20 protein-coding genes are annotated in these 19,093 nt (G+C 64.6%); 17 read left to right on the top strand and 3 right to left on the bottom strand.

Translation table 11 applies throughout. The features are described 5' to 3' along the window. Window positions 1-42 precede the first annotated feature (42 nt). Window positions 43-222, bottom strand: coding sequence for a CsbD family protein (locus P3R38_RS18290; protein ID WP_023381721.1), 180 nt, complete (start codon window positions 220-222; stop codon window positions 43-45). 243 nt (window positions 223-465) lie between these two features. On the opposite strand from P3R38_RS18290, the gene P3R38_RS18295 reads away from it, so the two are divergent. After that, window positions 466-1,938, top strand: coding sequence for a NosD domain-containing protein (locus tag P3R38_RS18295; protein ID WP_023381722.1), 1,473 nt, complete (start codon window positions 466-468; stop codon window positions 1,936-1,938). A 122-nt stretch (window positions 1,939-2,060) separates the two neighbouring features. After that, window positions 2,061-2,441 (top strand): hypothetical protein, encoded by a 381-nt coding sequence (locus P3R38_RS18300; RefSeq protein WP_023381723.1) that lies wholly within the window; start codon window positions 2,061-2,063, stop codon window positions 2,439-2,441. Here the strand turns inward: P3R38_RS18300 and P3R38_RS18305 are convergent, their stop codons facing one another. Next, window positions 2,442-3,278 (bottom strand): S1-like domain-containing RNA-binding protein, encoded by an 837-nt coding sequence (locus P3R38_RS18305; protein ID WP_023381724.1) that lies wholly within the window; start codon window positions 3,276-3,278, stop codon window positions 2,442-2,444. A gap of 134 nt (window positions 3,279-3,412) precedes the next feature. On the opposite strand from P3R38_RS18305, the gene P3R38_RS18310 reads away from it, so the two are divergent. Further along, a complete protein-coding gene (locus P3R38_RS18310; RefSeq protein WP_027907434.1) occupies window positions 3,413-4,276 on the top strand; it encodes a DUF6279 family lipoprotein in 864 nt (287 codons plus the stop codon). A 16-nt stretch (window positions 4,277-4,292) separates the two neighbouring features. Here the strand turns inward: P3R38_RS18310 and aceK are convergent, their stop codons facing one another. Then, window positions 4,293-6,008, bottom strand: a complete 1,716-nt coding sequence (gene aceK, locus P3R38_RS18315; RefSeq protein ID WP_023381726.1) for a bifunctional isocitrate dehydrogenase kinase/phosphatase — start codon at window positions 6,006-6,008, stop codon at window positions 4,293-4,295. A 214-nt stretch (window positions 6,009-6,222) separates the two neighbouring features. Here aceK and P3R38_RS18320 point away from each other — a divergent pair, with 214 nt between their 5' ends. The 14 genes from P3R38_RS18320 (at window position 6,223) to P3R38_RS18385 (ending at window position 19,085) form a co-directional block, all read left to right on the top strand. Continuing rightward, window positions 6,223-7,101 (top strand): DMT family transporter, encoded by an 879-nt coding sequence (locus tag P3R38_RS18320; RefSeq protein ID WP_023381727.1) that lies wholly within the window; start codon window positions 6,223-6,225, stop codon window positions 7,099-7,101. 319 nt (window positions 7,102-7,420) lie between these two features. Further along, window positions 7,421-8,266, top strand: coding sequence for an ABC transporter ATP-binding protein (locus P3R38_RS18325; RefSeq protein WP_023381728.1), 846 nt, complete (start codon window positions 7,421-7,423; stop codon window positions 8,264-8,266). A 31-nt stretch (window positions 8,267-8,297) separates the two neighbouring features. Continuing rightward, window positions 8,298-9,299, top strand: coding sequence for an ABC transporter substrate-binding protein (locus P3R38_RS18330; protein WP_023381729.1), 1,002 nt, complete (start codon window positions 8,298-8,300; stop codon window positions 9,297-9,299). Window positions 9,300-9,327: 28 nt separating this feature from the next. Then, window positions 9,328-10,104 (top strand): ABC transporter permease, encoded by a 777-nt coding sequence (locus P3R38_RS18335; RefSeq protein ID WP_023381730.1) that lies wholly within the window; start codon window positions 9,328-9,330, stop codon window positions 10,102-10,104. Continuing rightward, the gene (locus P3R38_RS18340) at window positions 10,104-10,868 is read left to right on the top strand and encodes an SDR family oxidoreductase (protein WP_023381731.1); all 765 of its coding nucleotides are present in this window, start codon (window positions 10,104-10,106) and stop codon (window positions 10,866-10,868) included. Before P3R38_RS18335 ends, P3R38_RS18340 begins: the two co-directional genes overlap by 1 nt. Before the next feature lie 14 nt (window positions 10,869-10,882). Further along, complete coding sequence (locus P3R38_RS18345; protein ID WP_023381732.1) at window positions 10,883-11,422, top strand: cupin domain-containing protein; 540 nt, start codon at window positions 10,883-10,885, stop codon at window positions 11,420-11,422. Between the two features lie 16 nt (window positions 11,423-11,438). Then, complete coding sequence (locus tag P3R38_RS18350) at window positions 11,439-12,275, top strand: alpha/beta hydrolase (RefSeq protein ID WP_023381733.1); 837 nt, start codon at window positions 11,439-11,441, stop codon at window positions 12,273-12,275. Window positions 12,276-12,280: 5 nt separating this feature from the next. Continuing rightward, window positions 12,281-13,093, top strand: a complete 813-nt coding sequence (locus tag P3R38_RS18355; protein ID WP_027907431.1) for an IclR family transcriptional regulator — start codon at window positions 12,281-12,283, stop codon at window positions 13,091-13,093. Between the two features lies 1 nt (window position 13,094). Beyond that, a complete protein-coding gene (locus P3R38_RS18360) occupies window positions 13,095-13,892 on the top strand; it encodes an SDR family oxidoreductase (RefSeq protein ID WP_023381735.1) in 798 nt (265 codons plus the stop codon). After that, complete coding sequence (locus P3R38_RS18365; RefSeq protein ID WP_023381736.1) at window positions 13,885-15,567, top strand: thiamine pyrophosphate-binding protein; 1,683 nt, start codon at window positions 13,885-13,887, stop codon at window positions 15,565-15,567. Before P3R38_RS18360 ends, P3R38_RS18365 begins: the two co-directional genes overlap by 8 nt. 10 nt (window positions 15,568-15,577) lie before the next feature. Then, window positions 15,578-16,381 (top strand): aspartate dehydrogenase, encoded by an 804-nt coding sequence (locus tag P3R38_RS18370; protein ID WP_023381737.1) that lies wholly within the window; start codon window positions 15,578-15,580, stop codon window positions 16,379-16,381. A gap of 10 nt (window positions 16,382-16,391) precedes the next feature. Further along, the gene (locus P3R38_RS18375) at window positions 16,392-17,882 is read left to right on the top strand and encodes an aldehyde dehydrogenase (RefSeq protein ID WP_277686484.1); all 1,491 of its coding nucleotides are present in this window, start codon (window positions 16,392-16,394) and stop codon (window positions 17,880-17,882) included. Beyond that, window positions 17,879-18,847: a VOC family protein gene (locus P3R38_RS18380; protein ID WP_023381739.1), complete on the top strand. Its 969-nt coding sequence runs from the start codon at window positions 17,879-17,881 to the stop codon at window positions 18,845-18,847. Before P3R38_RS18375 ends, P3R38_RS18380 begins: the two co-directional genes overlap by 4 nt. Before the next feature lie 10 nt (window positions 18,848-18,857). Next, the gene (locus tag P3R38_RS18385) at window positions 18,858-19,085 is read left to right on the top strand and encodes a recombinase-like helix-turn-helix domain-containing protein (RefSeq protein ID WP_023381740.1); all 228 of its coding nucleotides are present in this window, start codon (window positions 18,858-18,860) and stop codon (window positions 19,083-19,085) included. The last annotated feature ends 8 nt before the right edge of the window (window positions 19,086-19,093 follow it).

The following is a 19,093-nucleotide window of genomic DNA, read 5'->3' on the forward strand; positions in this document are numbered from 1 at the left end:
CCGGCGATGAGGCCAGCCAAGGCACGATCATTCAGGGCTCATTCAGGGCTTCTTGATCGCGTCCTTGACGTCCCCCTTCACCTGCTGCGCCTCGCCCTTGAGCTCCTGGGCCTTGCCTTCAGCGCGCAGCTTCTCGTTGTCGGTCGCCTTGCCGACGCCTTGCTTGACGTTGCCCATGGCTTCGTTGGCCATACCTTTGACTTTGTCTTTAGTGCCGCTCATGGCAAATCTCCTGCAAGTGGAGACACGTGAATCGTGTCGACAGTGGGTTGACCGGTCGTCTTCTGCAAGAGTTTCACCGGATTCACACACGGCGTGCCGGGCGGTGATTCGGGGCGAATACCGCACCGAATTGGCCACCAGGCTCTGCGCAGCGCCGCCCCTGCCCCCTTAGAATCACCGGCGAATGGCAACCCCAAGCAGGCTGCCTTCGATAAGAACAATCGTTTTCGGAAGGTCCGCCCCATGCGTTTGATGCCCCTCCTGGCCGCCTTGCTGCCGCTGCTCCCCCTGCCCGCTCTTGCCGCCGCACCGGCCAGCAGCGAAACCCTTCGCGTCGACCGCTACAACGACGATGGCCAGCCCGGCAGCCTGCGCTGGGCGATCGAGACCAGCAACCAGAACCCTGGCCGCTACCGGATCGACATTGCCCCAGTGGGTAAACCACCCTATGTCATCCGTCCGACTCGCCCGCTGCCGGAAATCAAGGGCCCGGTGCGCATCACTGGACTGTCGTGGGCCCAAGACGGCCAATACATCGCCATCGACGGCTCCGGCTATATCAAGGACCAGGGCGTTCATACCTGCCCCGGCGCCCTACCCGGCCAATACGGCACCAATGTGCGTACCACCACCCACCCCGGCCTGGTGCTGCGAGACACCCAAGGCGTGCACCTGAGCGGTCTTGAAGTGCGTAACTTCTGCATCGGCATCCTGGTCAATCGCGCCAGTGGCAACGTCATCGAAGACAACCGCATCGTGGCCAACAAAGGCGGGGCCGGGATCATGCTCACCGGCGACGACGGTGCCGGCAATCCGACAGCGACCACTACGGTCAACAACAAGGTGCTGCGCAACCAGTTGGTCGACAACGGCGACGGTCTGGAGCTCACCCGGGGCGCGGCCTTCAACCTGGTGGCCGACAACCTGTTCCGCTCCACACCCGCCAACCCGGAGCCGTCCCAGGGCATCGAGATTCTGCTGGGCAACGACAACAGCGTGGTACGCAACCGCTTCGAGAACTACTCCGACGGGCTGCAGATCAACTGGGGCAACCGCAACTACCTCGGTGCCAACACCTTCACAGGCAACTCCAACGGTGTCAGCGTCACGGGCGACGGCAACATCCTCGATGGCAACCTGATTCACGGCAACCGCATTGGTGTGGCGCTGCGTCCGGAGCCGAACGTCACCGCCACCCGCCTGACCGCCAATCGGATCTGGGGCAACAGCCAGGACATTCGCCGCTGCGAGGCCGGCGGCTCGTGCGTGCCTGACCAGCGCACCGGTGCAATCGTCTTTGGCGTACCGGCCCAGGCCCATGCGCTGTACGTAGGTTCACGAGGGATAGGTGCAGACCTGGCGAAGAAAGACCAGGCCATCATTTGCGATGGCAATGGCCAACCCAAGCCATGCCAGCCGTTGCCCAACCACAACCAGCCAGCCCCCCGCCTGACTGCCCTGCAAGGCGAACAGTTGCAAGGCGAAGTTAGCGGGCCGGCATCCAGCCTGTTGCGGGTCGAGGTGTTCGGGAATGCCGAGGCCAACGGAACCGAGGCGCAGCAGTATCTTGGCCAGGTACTGGTGAGCAGTGACAAGGACGGCAAGGCGACATTTGCCCAGACGCTGGAGAACGCCGCGGAACTCCGCAGCTTCACCGCGACGGTAACCACCGCCGAGGGTGCGACGTCGGAGTTGAGCCGGCCACTGAGTCGCTGAACCCATTGGCCCTGTCGCCAGCAGGCCGACTGCTGAAAGCGATAGGGCCATCAAACCTTGCCCCGCTACCGGCCACCCCTCACAATGCAGGCCTTATCACGCGTCAACCCGCAGGAACCTGCATGAAACTCGACAAACCCGCCGCCATCGCCCGACGTAACCAGGCGCTGGACAAGCCGGTGCTCAACAGCACCAATACCCTGTTCGCCATCCTCGATCGCAAACGTAACCTGTGGTGGTTCGAAGTACCGGTAGCCTTGCTGCGCAAGGGCCAGCCCGACTGGGTCAACCTGCTGCTGCACACCCCGGAAAACGACGACTTGCAGCACCTGAAGGTGCCGACCAACTTCCTGCGTGCCCATCAGGAGCAGATGGAAGTGCGCAACCCCGGTAAGCGCCGCTCGACCATCAGCCTGGCCCTGAGCGCCGACCGCGACTCGCTACTGCGCGACACCCGCCCGGGCGGCGAGCAGCTGGATTTCAAGGCATTCGTCCAGGCCTGATCAGGCCCGTTCGATGCGATCGTCATGGATGACGATCCGACCTTGCTTGAACAACGCGCCGATGGCCTTTTTGAAGTTGCCCTTGCTGACGTTGAACAGCTGGCTGATCACCTCCGGTGCGCTCTTGTCGCACACGGCCAGTACCCCGCCCTCTGCCTCCAGACGCGCCATGATCTGCTCTTGCAAGTCATCGCCCAGCGCCTTGCCGACCGGTTGCAGGCTCAAGGCGATCTTGCCGTCGTGGCGCACCTCCTTGATGAAGCCTTCCACATGCATGCCCGAACGCAGGAACTTGAATACCTCGTTCTTGTGAATCAGGCCCCAGTGGCGGTTATTGATGATGGCCTTGTAGCCCATGGGCGTCTGCCCGGCCACCAGCAGCTCGACCGGCTGACCGACCGAATAGTCCGCCGGAGTGCGGTCCAGGTAGCGATCCAGCCGGGCGGTAGCGGTGATACGGCGGGTGCGTTTGTCCAGGTAAGCATGCACCACGCAGTAGTCGCCTATTTTCAATGGCCGCGACTCTTCCGAATAAGGCATGAGCAGGTCCTTGGACAGGCCCCAGTCGAAGAAGATGCCAGCATTGTTGATGTCCTTGACCTTGAGGCTGGCGAAGCCACCCACCTGAACCTTGGGCTGCTCGGTGGTGGCGATCAGCTGGTCTTCACTGTCCAGGTAGATGAACACATTGAGCCAGTCATCGACCTCGGTCGGCGTGTCCTTGGGAATGTAACGCCTGGGCAGCAGGATTTCGCCGTCGGCACCGCCGTCCAGGTACAGGCCGAAGTCCACGTGTTTCACGATTTGCAAACTGTTGTAACGCCCAAGCAGAGCCATTTCCGATGTTCCTCAAGACAAGGCGGCTATTCTACACCTGAAGCCACCGCGCTGCCCGACCGCTGATTCGTTCGTCGCAGTCGCCGTGGCCTGTTCATATTCATCGACTGGCCAACCCCTGCAAGGACTCGCCCATGCACGTTCGCCTGCTCAAAGTCTTGCTCATTGCCATCGGCTCGCTCCTGGCGCTGGTGGCGTGCAACCGTATCGACCTGGCCTACCGCAACCTGGACCGACTGGTACCCTGGTCACTGGCCGACTACCTGGACATGAACAGCGACCAGAAGGCCTTGCTCGATGAGCGCCTCAAGCAGCACCTGGCCTGGCACTGCAAGACCCAGCTGCCCGGCTACCTTGACTGGCTCGACCGGGTGCGCACGATGGTCGCCGAAGACCAGGTGACCGACCAAGCGCTGCAGCAACGCACCCAGGAAGCCCGCCAGGCCATCGGCCGCGTCACCGAGGCCATTACCCCTTCGGCGGCCGAACTGTTGCGGGGGATGAGCGATGCCCAGGTGGAAGAGATGCGCGAGGCGTTGCGCGAGGACATCAGCGAACGCCAGAAAAAGTACGTGGATACGCCGCTGGAGCAACAGATCACGCGGCGCACCGAGCGCATGGAAAAGCGTCTGAGGCCCTGGTTCGGCGACCTCAACACCGCGCAACGCCAGCGTATCCAGGCCTGGTCCCAGTCGCTGGGCGACCAGAACCGCGAATGGATCACCAACCGCGCCCACTGGCAGCAGCAACTGATGCTGGCGATGAACCAGCGCAACGACGCCAGCTTCGAACCCCGCCTGGCGCAGTTGCTGCAACGCAAGGAGAGCCTGTGGACGGAAAATTACCGCATCGCCTATCAGAACACCGAACGGCAGGCGCGCAGCCTGCTGGTCGACCTGATGCACCTGAGCACGCCTGCCCAGCGCACGTTCCTGCAGCAACGCCTGGCTGAAGTGCGGACCGACTTCAGCGAGCTCAAGTGCCTGCGCAGCCCCTGACAGCGCACATCATTATTCACCGTACCTTGCGCCGATACGGAAACACATCGATCACCTTCCCATCGCGGATCTTCGCCTGCAATCCCTTCCAGTAATCGGCGTCGTACAATTCCCCATGCAAGCGGCTGAACAGCCGTCGCTGACCGATATCGGCAAACAGGAACGGCGGAAACTCCTCGGGAAACACATCGTGCGGCCCGATCGAGTACCACGGCTCGCCCGACATCTCGTCTTCCGGGTAACGCGGCGGCGGAATGTGGCGGAAGTTCACCTCGGTGAGAAAGCTGATTTCGTCATAGTCATAGAACACCACGCGGCCATGGCGAGTTACCCCGAAGTTCTTCAGCAGCATGTCGCCGGGGAAAATGTTCGCCGCCGCCAGCTGCTTGATGGCCAGGCCGTAGTCCTCCAGCGCCTCGAGCACCTGGGCGTCGCTGGCATGCTCCAGGTACAGGTTGAGCGGCGTCATGCGGCGTTCGGTCCAGCAGTGACGAATCAGCACGGTGTCGCCCTCCAGGGCGACCGTGGACGGAGCCACCTCCAGCAGCTCCGCCAGGCAATCGGGTTCGAACTTGGCCTTGGGAAAGCGAAAATCGGCGAACTCCTGGGTGTCGGCCATGCGCCCCACGCGGTCGACACTCTTCACCAGACGGTACTTGTCGATGACCGTGGCGCGGTCGACGGTCTTGGACGGCGAGAAGCGGTCCTTGATGATCTTGAACACCGTATTGAACCCCGGCAGGGTGAACACGCTCATGACCATGCCGCGAACGCCCGGGGCCATGATGAAGCGGTCTTCGCTGCCGGCCAGGTGGTTGATCAGCGCCCGGTAGAACTCCGACTTGCCGTGCTTGTAGAACCCAATGGAGGTGTACAGCTCGGCGATGTGCTTGCCGGGAAGAATGCGCTTGAGAAAGTTGACGAACTCCGCTGGCACCGGCACATCGACCATAAAGTACGAACGGGTGAAGGAAAAGATGATCGACACCTCGGCCTCGTCGGTGATCACGGCATCCGCTTCGATGCCGTGGCCTTCGCGGTGCAGCAAGGGAATCACCAGCGGCCATTGTTCGTCCAGTGTATGCAGGCGGCCCACCAGGTAGGCGCCTTTATTGCGGTACAACACCGGCCAGAACAGCTCCACCGCCAGGGCCGGGTCCTTGCATACCCAGTCCGGCAGGCTTTCGCGCAGCTGCTCCTCCAGTCGTGCCAGGTCACCCTCCAGGTCTGCGTAGGGCACATCGAACGGGTAATCGGCCAGGATCGAACGCAGCAGGCCCTTGAGGCCGCCGTGCGCCGTGTAGGTGTGGGTTTGTGCCGCGCGCTCGCGGTTGCGCAACGAGGGCCGGGTGGTGTGGATGAACATGCAGCCATCACTGATCTGGTCATGACTGAACAGGCTGCAGAACAGCGAGTTGTACCAGGTTTCCGACAGCTCATCGTCAAGGCGCGGGTCGATCAGGCTGATGTAGGCGCTCTTGACCAAGGGCCACTGGCCTACCTCCAGCAGCACCTCTTCATCGAAACCGTCGCGCAGCCAACCGTTGACCTCGCCGACTTTCTGCTCGTACAGGTTGATCCGCGCGGCCGCGGCCAGTTGGATATCCTGCCAGCGGGCCTGCTCGAAACGTTCGCGGGCCCCGAGGGTGATGCGGCGAAAATGCTCGCGGTAGTCGTCGAAGCCATCGAGGATCATGCGGGCGATCTCGTGGGCCGGCCAGTGCTGGGTCATGCGCGGACACCTAGGTGCGGGGTGAGATAGACAGCTTAGTCGCCCCTTGCAATTTGCGATGCCCGCCTTGGCGCATGGCCGGCGAGTCGGCGGTCCCTGATTCGCGCCGATCCACTGCGGCCCCTGCGATAGCGGATTTACACCGCAAGAAAGCACAAGAAACGCCCCGCCCCGTGACGTACACTCGCGCCCTGCCTTGTATCCGGAGATCGTTGTGAGCCCCATCGCCCTAGCCCGCCTGCTGACCCTTGCCGCCGTCTGGGGGGCGAGCTTTCTGTTCATGCGCATCATCGCGCCGGAGTTGGGGACCGTGCCCACCGCGTTCTTCCGGGTTTCGATCGCCTGCCTGGGGTTGATCGCCATCCTCGCCGTGGCCCGAGTACGCTGGAACTTCCAGGGCAAACTGGGGGCCTGCCTCGTGCTGGGGATGATCAATTCAGGGATCCCGGCCACCTTCTATTCGGTCGCTGCCCAGGTGCTGCCCGCCGGCTATTCGGCCATTTTCAACGCCACCACGCCGCTGATGGGCGTGCTGATCGGCGCGCTGTGCTTCCGTGAGCCGATGACCTTGCCCAAGCTGTGCGGCATTTTCCTCGGTCTGCTCGGCGTAGGCATTCTCAGCGGCGCCGGCCCCGTTGCCTTGGATCTGGCCTTGCTGCAGGGCGCCCTGGCGTGTCTCGCCGCTACCACCTGCTATGGCTTTGCCGGCTTTCTCGCTCGGCGCTGGATCAGCGGGTTGGACAGCCGCCTCTCGGCCTTGGGCAGCATGCTCGGCGCCACCCTGATGATGACGCCGCTGTTCGCCTGGAGCGCACTGACTCAGCCGCCAGCCAGTTGGGGCGGCTGGCAGGTCTGGTGGTCGCTGTTGGGGTTGGGGCTGGTGTGCACGGCATTCGCCTACATTCTTTACTTCCGCCTGCTGGCCGAAATCGGACCGGTCAAGGCCAGTACCGTGACCTTCCTGATTCCAGTGTTCGGTGTACTGTGGGGCGCCTGGCTGCTGGACGAGTCGTTGTCCATGGGGCACCTGTACGGCGGGCTGCTGATCGGTGTGGCTTTGTGGCTGGTGCTCAGGCCTGCGCGGCGATCCTGAGCGCTGCGGCGCGGCCCAATCGCCGCAAGCGGGCGCTCACCTGCGACAAAGGGGCTGTTTCACCCGCGAAACCTCGCACACGCCCGTTACCCAAAATGCCCAACTCCCTCGCATTCGACACCTTTCGTGCGCGGTTGCTGGGCATTTTCGTGCCATATAGAAAACTCTGTTTCATATATAAAACATGCTGGAAAACACTGCATATCTGTAACTTAATAATAAATAAGGGATTTCTTATTATTTAAGAGAAATGACACACCTGGCATTGTTCATGCACTAAACGGCGTATCACCTATAAAACAGACCAGAGACTAATCCCATGGCTGTGAAAGAGATGTACGCAATCGCCTCGCAGTGGAATGCACCACGCCCCGACCCGGCACCGACTGAAATCGAATTTCGCAATGTCGGCAAGGCGTTTCCCACCAAAGGCCAGACCGAAGCGCCGTTCGCCATTCGCGGCGTGAACTTCCAGATTCGCCGCGGTGAAGTGGTTTCGATCATCGGCCCTTCCGGCTGCGGCAAGAGCACCATCCTCAACATGGGTTCGGGCCTGTACAGACCAACCGAAGGTGAAGTGCTGGTCAGCGGCGAACGGGTCGACGGGCCGGTGAGCAAGGTCGCCTTCATGTTGCAGAAGGACCTGCTGATGCCTTGGCGCAGTATTCGCCGCAACGTCGAATTGGGTCTGGAAATCCAGGGCATGGCGGCTTCACAGCGCAAGGTGATCGCCGAGAACCTGCTCAAACGCTGCCACCTGCAAGGCTTCGCCGATCACTACCCGTTCCAGCTCTCGGGGGGCATGCGCCAGCGTGCCGCGCTGGCCCGCACGCTGGCCATCGACCCGCAGGTGCTGTTCCTGGACGAGCCGTTTTCGGCCCTCGACGCCCAGACCAAGATGATTCTCCAGCAGGACCTGGCGCGAATGCTGTTCGAAGAGAAGAAGACCGCGCTGTTCATCACCCATGACCTGGTCGAGGCCATCGCCCTGTCCGATCGCCTGCTGGTGATGAGCGCCCGCCCCGGCACCATCATCGAAGAAATCGAGATCGACCTGCCGCACCGCGACAACCCGCTGGAGCGGCGCAAGCTTCCGGAGATCGGCCCTCTGGCAGGCCGCCTGATGGAACTGCTGAAGGTCGGCGAAGACCACGACCTGCACTGACCGACGCCTCACTCACCTCTTGGGAGTTAGCATGTTCACCACTACCTTCAAGCGCGTGGCGCACGCAGCTTTGGCCGCGCTCGCCCTGAACCTGGCCGCACAGGCCCAGGCCGAACCGACCAAGGTCACCTACCTGCTGCCGGCGCCGCCCAGCCTGCCTGCGTTCGCGCCATGGATCATCGCCAAGGAAAAAGGCTACTACCAGGCCCAGGACCTGGACCTGACCTTCATCGCCGCCAAGGGCGGGGTCGACGTCGCCAAGCAGATTGGTGCCGGCAATGCACTGGTCGGTGGAGCCATCGGCGATACCCCGATCATCGTGCGCCCCAACGGCATTCCGGTGCGCGCGGTGGCGGTGCTCGGTGGCGGCGGCGTGACCATGATCGCCACCAATGCGGGTGAGAACATCCGCTCGGTCAGCCAGCTCAAGGGCAAGACCCTGACCGTGATGTCCTACTCCGACACCACCTATTACGCCCTGCTCGCGTCGCTGCGCAAGGCTGGGCTGAGCAAGGACGATGTCGACATCCAGGCCGCCGGCCCTTCGGGCGTGTGGCAACTGTTCTCGGCCAACAAGGCCCAGGCCATGGCCGGCGTGCCGGACTGGGTGGTCAACGCCGAGGACGCGGGCCTGAAATATGCGCTGATCCCTCGCGAACAGGTATTCGAGAGCATGGCCCAGGCGATTCTCGCCTCCGACGACGCCATCGCGCATCACCCGCAGATCGTCCGTGGCGTGGTCCAGGCCACCCTGCGTGGTCTCAAGGACATCATCGACGACCCCAAGGCCGCCGCTGCCAGCTTCGCCCGTGCGGTACCGGCCTACGCCGGCAAGGAAGCCTCGCTGGAGAAGACCCTGCGTCTGTACGTGGAGTACGTCTATGCCGGCCAGCCGGTGCCCGGACGCGTGGACCCGGCCCGCCTGGAGGCAGTGCGCAAGTTCTATGTCAGCGAAGGCATCGTCCCCCGCGAACCCAAGCTCGACGACCTGTACAGCAACCAGTTCATCGAAACCACGACCGCGGCCCAGTGACGGCCCAGCAATCACAAGGTAACGCCCGATGAGAAACCTCAATCCATCCGTAGCCGGCAGCGTTGGCCTGCTGGTCCTGTTCCTGGTGCTGTGGCAATGGGGCCCTGGGTTGGTCGGCATGCCCGAATTCGTCATGCCGCAACTGAGCCGCGTGGCCCAGGAGAGCCTGCTGATGTGGCAGTCCGGCAACCTGTTCGAGCACACCCTGATCACCGCCTTCGAGATCATCGTCGGCTTCGCCCTCGGCGCCCTGCTTGGCGTGGCGATCGGTGTGTCCCTAGGCCTGTCGCCATCGGCCGAGGCCATGCTGTCGCCCTACATCCTGGCCCTGCAGATCGCGCCGAAGGTGGCTTTCGCGCCGCTGTTCGTGATGTGGCTGGGCTACACCATCTACCCGAAGATCCTGATCGCCATCCTGATCGTGTTCTTCCCGGTGATGATCAACGTGCTCTCGGCCATTCGTACCGTCGACCCGGACATGATCAACCTGGTGCGCACCATGAATGCCAGCCGCTGGCAGATCTTCCGCCTGGTGGAGTTCCCCTCGGCCATGGCCGCGCTGTTCTCGGGCCTGCGCATCGCCTCGACCCTGGCGGTGATCGGCGTGACCGTCGGTGAACTGGTCGGCGGCAACCAGGGCCTGGGCTTCCTGTTGGTGGACGCTGAAGGCCAGGGCAATACCGCTGGGGTGTTCGTGGCCATCGTCATGCTCACGCTGATCGGCGTACTCGCCTACGGCGCTGTGGTCTGGGCCGAGAAGCGCGTTCTTCACTACCTCCCCAAAGCCATGCTGAGCAGCCAATGATGAGCACCTTCCCCAACCTTCTCCAAGGCCGTCGTGTGCTGGTCACCGGTGGCGCCCGTGGACTGGGCTATGCCTTCGCCCAAGCCATCGCCCAGGCCGGTGCCCGCGTGGTGATCGCCGATGTGCTGGCCGGCCGCGTGCAACAGGCCGCCTGCGAACTGAGCGGCATGGGCCTGGACGTCAGCGGCGTGAGCCTGGACCTGGCCAGCCCCGAGTCGATCGACGCCTGCATCGAACGCACGGTCAAGCGCCTGGGTGGCCTCGACGGCCTGGTCAACAACGCCTCGATCACCAACTCCGGCGGCAAGAGCTGCGAGGAGCTGGACATCGAGACCTGGGACCAAGTCATGCAGGTCAACGTGCGCGGCACCTGGCTGATGACCCGTGCCGCCCTGCCCGCCCTGCGCGAGAGCGGCCGAGGCGCGATCATCAACCTTGCCTCCGACACACCACTGTGGGGCGCGCCCAACCTGCTGGCGTATGTCGCCAGCAAGGGCGCGGTGATCGCCATGACCCGCAGCCTGGCCCGTGAACTGGGTAACGCCAACATCACCGTCAATGCCATCGCCCCAGGCTTGGTGCTGGTCGAGGCCACTGCCTACGTGCCCGAGGCCCGCCACCGCCTGTACACCGAACAACGGGCCATCCAGCGCCCGCAACTGCCCGACGACGTCAGTGGCGCGGTGCTGTTCGCGCTGTCCGACCTGTCGCGCTTCATCACTGGACAAACCCTGCCGGTCAACGGCGGGTTCGTCATGCCCTGAGCAAGGAGACCTCCATGACCGACCTTTCCATGCAGAACGACGCCCCGAAATCCTGGGACCGTCCCGCCGGCGCCGACCTCGCCAGCTGGATGCAGACCCGCATCGCCCGCTACGAGACCCGTCGCTACGACTGGGACGCGCTGAAGTTCCAGGCCGACTACGACCCCAAGTTCCGCCGCGCGCAGATGCGCTACGTGGGCACCGGCGGCACCGGCGTGGGCAGTGACATGAACACCATCGCGTCCGAGCACTTCACCTTCTCGACCATGGTCATCCCGGCCGGCCACGAAGGCCCACCCCACTTGCACACCGACGTCGAAGAAGTGTTCTTCGTGCTGCGCGGCAAGCTCAAGGTGGTCATCGAGAAAGACGGCGAGCGCTTCGAAACCGTGCTGACCGACCGTGACCTGATTTCGGTACCGCCTGGGGTGTACCGCGAAGAGATCAACATCGGCGACGAAGATGCGTTGATGTGCGTGATGCTCGGTGCCAAGAAGCCGGTGACCCCGACCTACCCGCCAGCGCACCCGCTGGCCTCGATCAAGCGCGGGTAAGCCGATGATACCGCTCATGCCCACCCCCTCCCTGCTCGATCAGCGCTTCGCCGAACGTCTGCTGCGCCTGGATGGCGGCCAGTTGGCCGTGCGCCAAGCCGGCGACGGTGACGCCGTGGTGCTGCTGCACGGCATCGGCTCGGGCGCGGCCAGCTGGCTGCACGTGGCCATGGGTTTGAGCGAGCGGGCTCGGGTACTGGCCTGGGACGCACCGGGCTATGGCCAGTCCTCGCCTTTGCCGATGGCTGCGCCCAGCGCACGGGACTATGCCGGACGCCTGCTGCAGGCACTGGATACCTTGGGTATCGAGCGTTGCGTGCTGGTCGGCCACTCCCTCGGGGCACTGACCGCCAGCGCCTTCGCCCAGGCCTGCCCTGAGCGCGTCAACCGCCTGGTACTGATCAGCCCGGCGCGCGGATACGGCGCTGTGCCGGATCAGGGCCGGGCGGTGCGCGCCGAGCGCCTGCACAACCTTGGGCAACTGGGCATCGAACGCATGGCCCGCGAGCGCAGCGCACGGTTGCTGTCGGCAAACGCCAGCGCCGAGGCGCAGGCCTGGGTGCACTGGAACATGGCGCGGCTCAAGCCCCATGGCTACCGCCAAGCCATCGAATTGCTGTGCGGCGACGACCTGCTGCGCTACGCGCCCCTGGCGGTTGCGTGCCAGGTGCACTGCGGCAGCGCAGACGGCATCACCCTGCCCGAGGACTGCGCGGCACTCGCCGCTGCACTGGCCGCGCCCTTCGACCTGATTGCCGGCGCCGGCCATGCCTGCGCCATCGAACAACCTGACACGGTGACGGGCCTGCTGGCCCGCGCCCTCGACGCCTCTCTGACAGGTAGCGTGCTATGAACGAAATGGATCCGTTGAAGGAAAACCAGGACAAGTACATCGTCCCGGGCCTGGAGCGCGGCCTGCTGTTGCTGTGCGAATTCAGCCGGCAGAACCGCACCCTGACCGCCCCCGAACTGGCCCGGCGTCTGTCGCTGCCACGCTCGACCATCTTCCGCCTGCTGACCACCCTGGAAACCATGGGGTTCGTCACCCGCAGCGGCAACGAATACCGCCTCGGCATGTCGGTGCTGCGCCTGGGCTTCGAGTACCTGGCCTCGCTGGAGCTGACCGAGCTTGGCCAGCCGTTGCTGGCGCGGCTGTGCGATCACCTCAACTACCCCAGCAATCTGGTGGTACGCGATGGCCGCTCAATTGTCTACGTGGCCAAGGTCTCGCCGCCTTCGGTGTTCTCCAGCGCGGTCACCGTGGGTACCCGCCTGCCAGCCCATGCCACCGTGCTCGGACGTATCCTGCTGGCCGACCTGAGCCTGGCCGAACTGCGTGAGCTGTACCCCGAAGAGCATCTGGAGCAGTACTCGCCGTGCACGCCCAAAACCGTGCTGGAGCTGTTCGACCTGGTGCAGGCCGACCGCCTGCGTGGCTATGTCAGCGGCGAGGGCTTCTTCGAGTCGACCATCTCCACGGTGGCGGCGCCGGTGCGCGATGCCAGCGGCCAGGTAGTCGCAGCCCTCGGCCTGACCATCCCCACGGTGCAGATCGGCCACGTCAACTTCGACAACCTGCTCGGCCAGGTGCGTGGCAGCGCCGACGAACTGTCGCGCCTGCTCAACTACCGACCCGGCAGCGGCCATGTCACCGCGTTGATGAGGGACTGAGATGAACCCCTATCGACTTCACGACAGCACGGTGATCGTCACCGGCGGCTCGTCCGGCATCGGCTACGCCTGTGTCGAACTGCTGCTCGAAGCCGGCGCCCGCGTAGCCTTCTGCGGCCGCAACGAAGAGCGCCTGCGCAGTGCCGAAGCACGCCTGCGCGAACGCTTCCCCGAGGCCCACTTGCTGGCTCAGGTGTGCGACGTGCTGGATGCCGGCTCGGTGCAGGCATTCGCCGCCGCCAGCCTGGACGCGCTGGGCCCGGCCCAGGCACTGGTCAACAACGCCGGACAAGGCCGTGTGTCGACCTTCGCCGACACCACCGACGAGGCCTGGAACGAAGAACTGCAGCTCAAGTTCTTTTCCGTCATCAACCCGGTGCGCGCCTTCATGGCGCAGCTGCAGGGCCAGCAGGATGCCTCGATCGTCTGCGTCAATTCGCTGCTGGCAAGCCAGCCCGAGCCGCACATGGTCGCCACCTCCGCGGCCCGCGCCGGGCTGAAGAACCTGGTGCGTTCGATGGCCTTCGAGTTCGCCGAACACGGCATCCGGGTCAACGGCATCCTCATCGGCCTGGTCGAGTCCGGGCAATGGCGCCGCCGCTTCGAGGCCCGCGAAGAACGCGACCTGAACTGGTCGCAATGGACCGCGCAGCTGGCGCAACGCAAGCACATACCCCTGGGCCGCCTTGGCCTGCCGAAGGAAGCGGCGCAGGCCATCCTGTTCCTGGCTTCGCCGCTGTCGGCCTACACCACTGGCAGTCATATCGATGTATCCGGAGGCCTGTCCCGCCATGCGTAACGAAAACACCGTCACCGTCGGTGCCGTCATCACCGCGTTCCTCGAACAATGCGACGTCAAGGCTGCGTTCGGGGTGATTTCGATCCACAACATGCCGATCCTCGATGCCTTCGCCGTACGCGGCAACATCCGCTTCGTCATGGCCCGTGGCGAAGCCGGCGCCACCAACATGGCCGATGCCTATGCCCGCAGCAGCGGCGGCCTGGGCGTCTGCCTGACCTCCACCGGCACCGCCGCTGGCAACGCCGCTGGGGCCATGGTCGAGGCACTGACCGCCGGCACGCCATTGCTGCATATCACCGGGCAGATCGAGACCCCCTACCTGGACCAGGAACTGGCCTACATCCACGAAGCCCGCGACCAGCTGACCATGCTCAAGGCCGTGTCCAAGGCCGCGTTCCGTGTGCGCAGCGTGGAGACTGCACTGAGTACCCTGAAGCTGGCCGTGCAGACCGCCCTCACCGCCCCGACCGGCCCGGTGAGCGTGGAAATCCCGATCGACATCCAGTCGGCTTTCATCCCCATGCCGACCGACCTTTCACCGCTGCCGATTCCAGTCGCCGCGCCTGCCGCCGAAGCCCTCGACCTGGTCGCCGAGCGACTGGCCAGCGCCCGCCGTCCGCTGTTGTGGCTCGGCGGCGGCGCCCGCCATGCCGGGGCGCAGGTCAAGCGTTTGCTGGCGATGGGCGTCGGCGTGATCACCTCGACCCAGGGCCGTGGCGTGGTCAACGAAGACGACGAGCGTTGCCTGGGTGCGTTCTCGCAGAACAAGCTGGTCGAAGGCTTCATGCAGACCTGCGATGCACTGGTGGTGGCCGGCTCGCGCCTGCGCAGCAACGAAACCTTCAAGTACGCCCTGAAGCTGCCACGCACCACGCTGCGCATCGACGTCAACCCGGCCATCGAAGGCCGCAGCTACCCCAGCGACCTGTTCGTTTGCGGCGATGCCGCCCTGGCCCTGGAAGGCCTGGCCGATCGTCTGCAGGGCCGGTTGAACATCGACCCGAACTTCATCGACGAGCTCAAGGCGGTGCGTGCCCAGGCTCGCCAACAATTGGTGGCCGACCTCGGCCCGTACTCGGCCATGGTCGAACAACTGCAGGCCCAGACCGGCCGCAACTTCACCTGGGTACGCGACGTCACGCTGTCCAACAGTATCTGGGGCAACCGCCTACTCAACCTGTACCACCCGCTGTCAGGCGTGCACGCCCTGGGCGGTGGCATTGGCCAGGGCCTGGCAATGGGCATTGGTGCGGCGGTAGCCGCCGCTGAAACCGCGCCGGGGCGCAAGGTCTTCGCCCTGGCCGGTGACGGTGGTTTCATCCTCAACCTGGGCGAACTGGCGACCTTGGTCCAAGAAAAGGCCAACGTGGTCATCCTGCTGATGAACGACCAGCGCTACGGCGTGATCCGCAACATCCAGGACGCCATTTACGGCGCCCGCCACGCCTATGTCGATCTGCATACCCCCGACTACAGCAAGCTCGCCGAATCCCTTGGCCTGCGCCACGGCCTGGTCAAGGACCTCAAGGATTTCAGCAGCGTCCTCGGTGGCGCCCTGCAGACCAACGGCCCATTCCTGCTGGAAGTGGACATGCTCAGCGTCGGCGGCTTCGCCACCCGCTTCGCCGGCCCGCCCAACAGCGAAACCAAGGCGCAGAAGGCCACGGCCTGAGGACCCCGTCATGCTCAACATCACCATGATCGGTTGCGGTGCCATTGGCATCAGCGTGCTCGAACTGCTGGAGAAAGACCCGCAGTTGCACGTTGACGCGGTGATCGCCTCGGCCGGTTCCGAAGACCTGGTGCGTCAACGCCTGGCCAGCTTCCGTCAGCCGCCGACAGTGCTCACGGCGCTACCGGCCGACGCCCGTCCCGACCTGCTCGTCGAGTGCGCCGGCCACAAGGCCATCGAAGAGCATGTGCTGCCGGCACTGGAGCGTGGTATCGCCTGCCTGGTGGTCTCGGTCGGGGCGCTCTCGGAACCTGGCCTGGTCGAGCGCCTGGAAGCGGCAGCGGCACGAGGTAACACCCGCATCGAGCTGCTGCCTGGCGCCATCGGTGGCATCGATGCGCTCTCGGCCGCCAAGGTCGGCGGCCTGGACACGGTCGACTACATCGGCCGCAAGCCGGCTCGGGCGTGGAAGAACACGCCTGCCGAACAGGTCTGCGCACTGGACGAGCTGCGCGAGCCAACGGTGATCTTCCACGGCAGCGCCCGAGAAGCCGCACAGCTGTACCCGAAGAACGCCAATGTCGCCGCGACCCTGTCGCTGGCTGGCATCGGCCTGGACCGCACCCGGGTGACGCTGATCGCCGACCCGCTGAGCGAGGACAACGTCCACCACTTCGAAGCCCGTGGCGCCTTCGGCGGTTTCGAGATGAGCCTGCGCGGCAAGCCGCTGGAAGCCAACCCGAAAACCTCGGCGCTGACCGTGTACAGCGTGGTCCGCGCCTTAGGCAACCACGCCCACGCCATATCCATCTAGGGGACTGTCAATGACTCTGGAACAGACCTTACCCATTTGCATCGCCGGCACCTGGCGTCTGGGCGGCGGCGAGCGCTACGCCACCTGCTACCCAGCCACGGGCGAGCCGGTGGCCTGGCTCAACGCCGCCAGCCTGGACGACGTCGAGGCCGCCGTGCAGGGCGCGCATCAGGCCTTCCTGCACAGCGGCTGGGCACAGCGCAAACCCCACGAGCGCGCAACGGTGCTGTATCGCATCGCGGGGCTGATCCGCGAACGCGCCGAGGAGCTGGCACAGTTGCAGCGCCAGGACAACGGCAAGCCAATCGGCGAGACCCGCGCCCTGGTCGCCAGCGCCGCTGGCACCTTCCAGTTCTTCGCTGCGGCCTGCGAAACGCTGGAAGAAACCATCACCCCATCACGCGGCGACTTCGTCAGCATGAGCGTCTACGAGCCGATGGGCGTAGTCGCGGCGATCACGCCATGGAACTCGCCGATCGCCAGCGAAGCGCAGAAGGTGGCCCCGGCCCTGGCCGGTGGCAACGCCGTGGTGATCAAGCCGGCGGAAATCACCCCGCTGCTGGCCCTGCAACTGGCGCGTATCTGCGAGGAGGCCGGGCTGCCTAAAGGGCTACTCAGCGTGTTGCCGGGCAAGGGCTCGGTGCTGGGCGACGCCCTCACCCGCCACCCGCTGGTCAAGCGTGTGTCGTTCACCGGTGGCACCCGCACCGGCAAGCACATCGCCCATATCGCCGCCGACAAGATGATGCCAGTGTCCCTGGAACTGGGCGGCAAATCACCGACCATCGTCCTCGACGACGCCGACCTCGACCACGCGGTGGCCGGGGTGCTGTATGGCATTTTCAGCTCCTCGGGCGAAGCCTGCATCGCCGGTTCCCGGCTGTTCGTCGCCCGCCCCTTGTACGAGCCGTTCATGGCACGCCTGACTGCCGCTGCCGCACAACTGCGCGTGGGCGACCCGGCCGACGAACGTACGCAGATGGGTCCGCTGATCAGCGCCGCCCACCGCGAATCGGTGGAGCGCTACGTCGCCCTGGGCCTGGCCGAAGGTGGCCGCCTGCGACTGGGTGGCGAACGCCCCGCAGGTGGCGTGTTCGACCAAGGCCACTTCTACCCACCGACCATCCTCGAGGGCCTGGGCAATCACCAGCAGGTCTGCCAGGAAGAAATCTTCGGTCCGGTGCTGGTGGCCATGCCTTTCGACAATGAAGAAGCGCTGATCACTCAGGCCAACGACAGCCTGTACGCCCTCGCCGCCGGTATCTGGAGCCGTGACTACAAGCGCGCCTGGGCACTGGGCCGCAAGCTGCAAGCCGGCACCGTGTGGATCAACACCTACAAGCAATTTTCCATTTCGACCCCCTTCGGCGGCTGGCGCGACAGCGGCCTGGGCCGCGAAAAAGGCCGCCTCGGCATCCTGCAATACATGGAACAGAAGAGCCTTTACTGGGGCATGAACGATCAACCGCTGGCCTGGGCCGGACTGGAGACAGGACAATGAGCGTACTGGGCATCGACGAAGTCACCTACGGCGTGGAGGACCTCGCCACCTGCGCACGCTTCTTCACCGATTGGGGCCTGACCCAGGTCAGCGAGCACGACGATGAAGTGATCTTCGAAACCCTCAACGGCTGCCGCGTGGTACTCGCCGCCCACGACAAGCCGGGCTTGCCACCGGCCATCGAGCCTGGCTCGACCGTGCGTGAGGTGGTCTGGGGTGTTGAGAGCCAAGCCGACCTTGCGCTGTACAGCCAGCGTATCGCCAACGACCCAGGCTTCGTCGAGGGCAACGGCCGCATCGGCTGCACCGACCCCAACGGCCTGGCCATCCGCTTGCAGGTCACTCGCAAGCGTGCGCTGGACATCGAGTGCAGCGGCCACAACACCTGGCAGACCAAGGGCCGCATCAACAAGCCATCGCCCATCTACGACCGCGCCACGCCGATCGAGGTCGGCCATGTGGTGTTCTTCGTCAAGGACGTCAACGCCTGCGAAGCCTTCTACCACGAGCGCTTCGGCTTCCAGGCCTCGGACCGCTACCCCAACCGTGGTGCCTTTCTGCGTACTGCCGAGGAAGGCGGTCATCACGACCTGTTCATGCTGCAACTACCCGCACCGCGCGCCGGACTCAACCATGTAGCGTTCACCGTGCGCGACCTGCACGAGGTATTCGGTGGTGGCATGCACATCTCCCGCTGCGGCTGGGCCACCGAAATCGGCCCCGGCCGCCACCCGGTGTCGTCGGCCTTCTTCTGGTACTTCAAGAACCCGGCCGGCGCCTTGGTCGAGTACTACGCCGACGAAGACCAGCTGACCGGCGAGTGGCAACCACGCGAATTCGAACCGGGCCCAACGGTCTTTGCCGAATGGGCCATTGCCGGCGGTATCGACGGCAACACCCGGCGCCAGCAGCACGTCGAAGCGCCACAAGGCAAATTCCTCACCGACAAGCCAAAGAACAACTGAGGTGCATTCCATGAGCACGACCGAGGTTTACCTGCAGCCGCACCAGGCGCGCAAACGCCCCAACACGCCGTTCGAGGACCTGCTCGGCGACTCCATCGAACGCGCCTACGGCAATGGTGTGAGCGAACTGGGCGAGCTGCTCGCCCACCTCAACCTGGCCGGCCCGCCCTGCCCGCTGACCAGTGGCGAGTGGACCGAAGACGCTTTCAAAACCCTGATGGCTCGGCTGGGCGAGTGATCCGCTGG

This window comes from Pseudomonas sp. NyZ480 (assembly GCF_029537255.1).
GTDB lineage: Bacteria > Pseudomonadota > Gammaproteobacteria > Pseudomonadales > Pseudomonadaceae > Aquipseudomonas > Aquipseudomonas taiwanensis.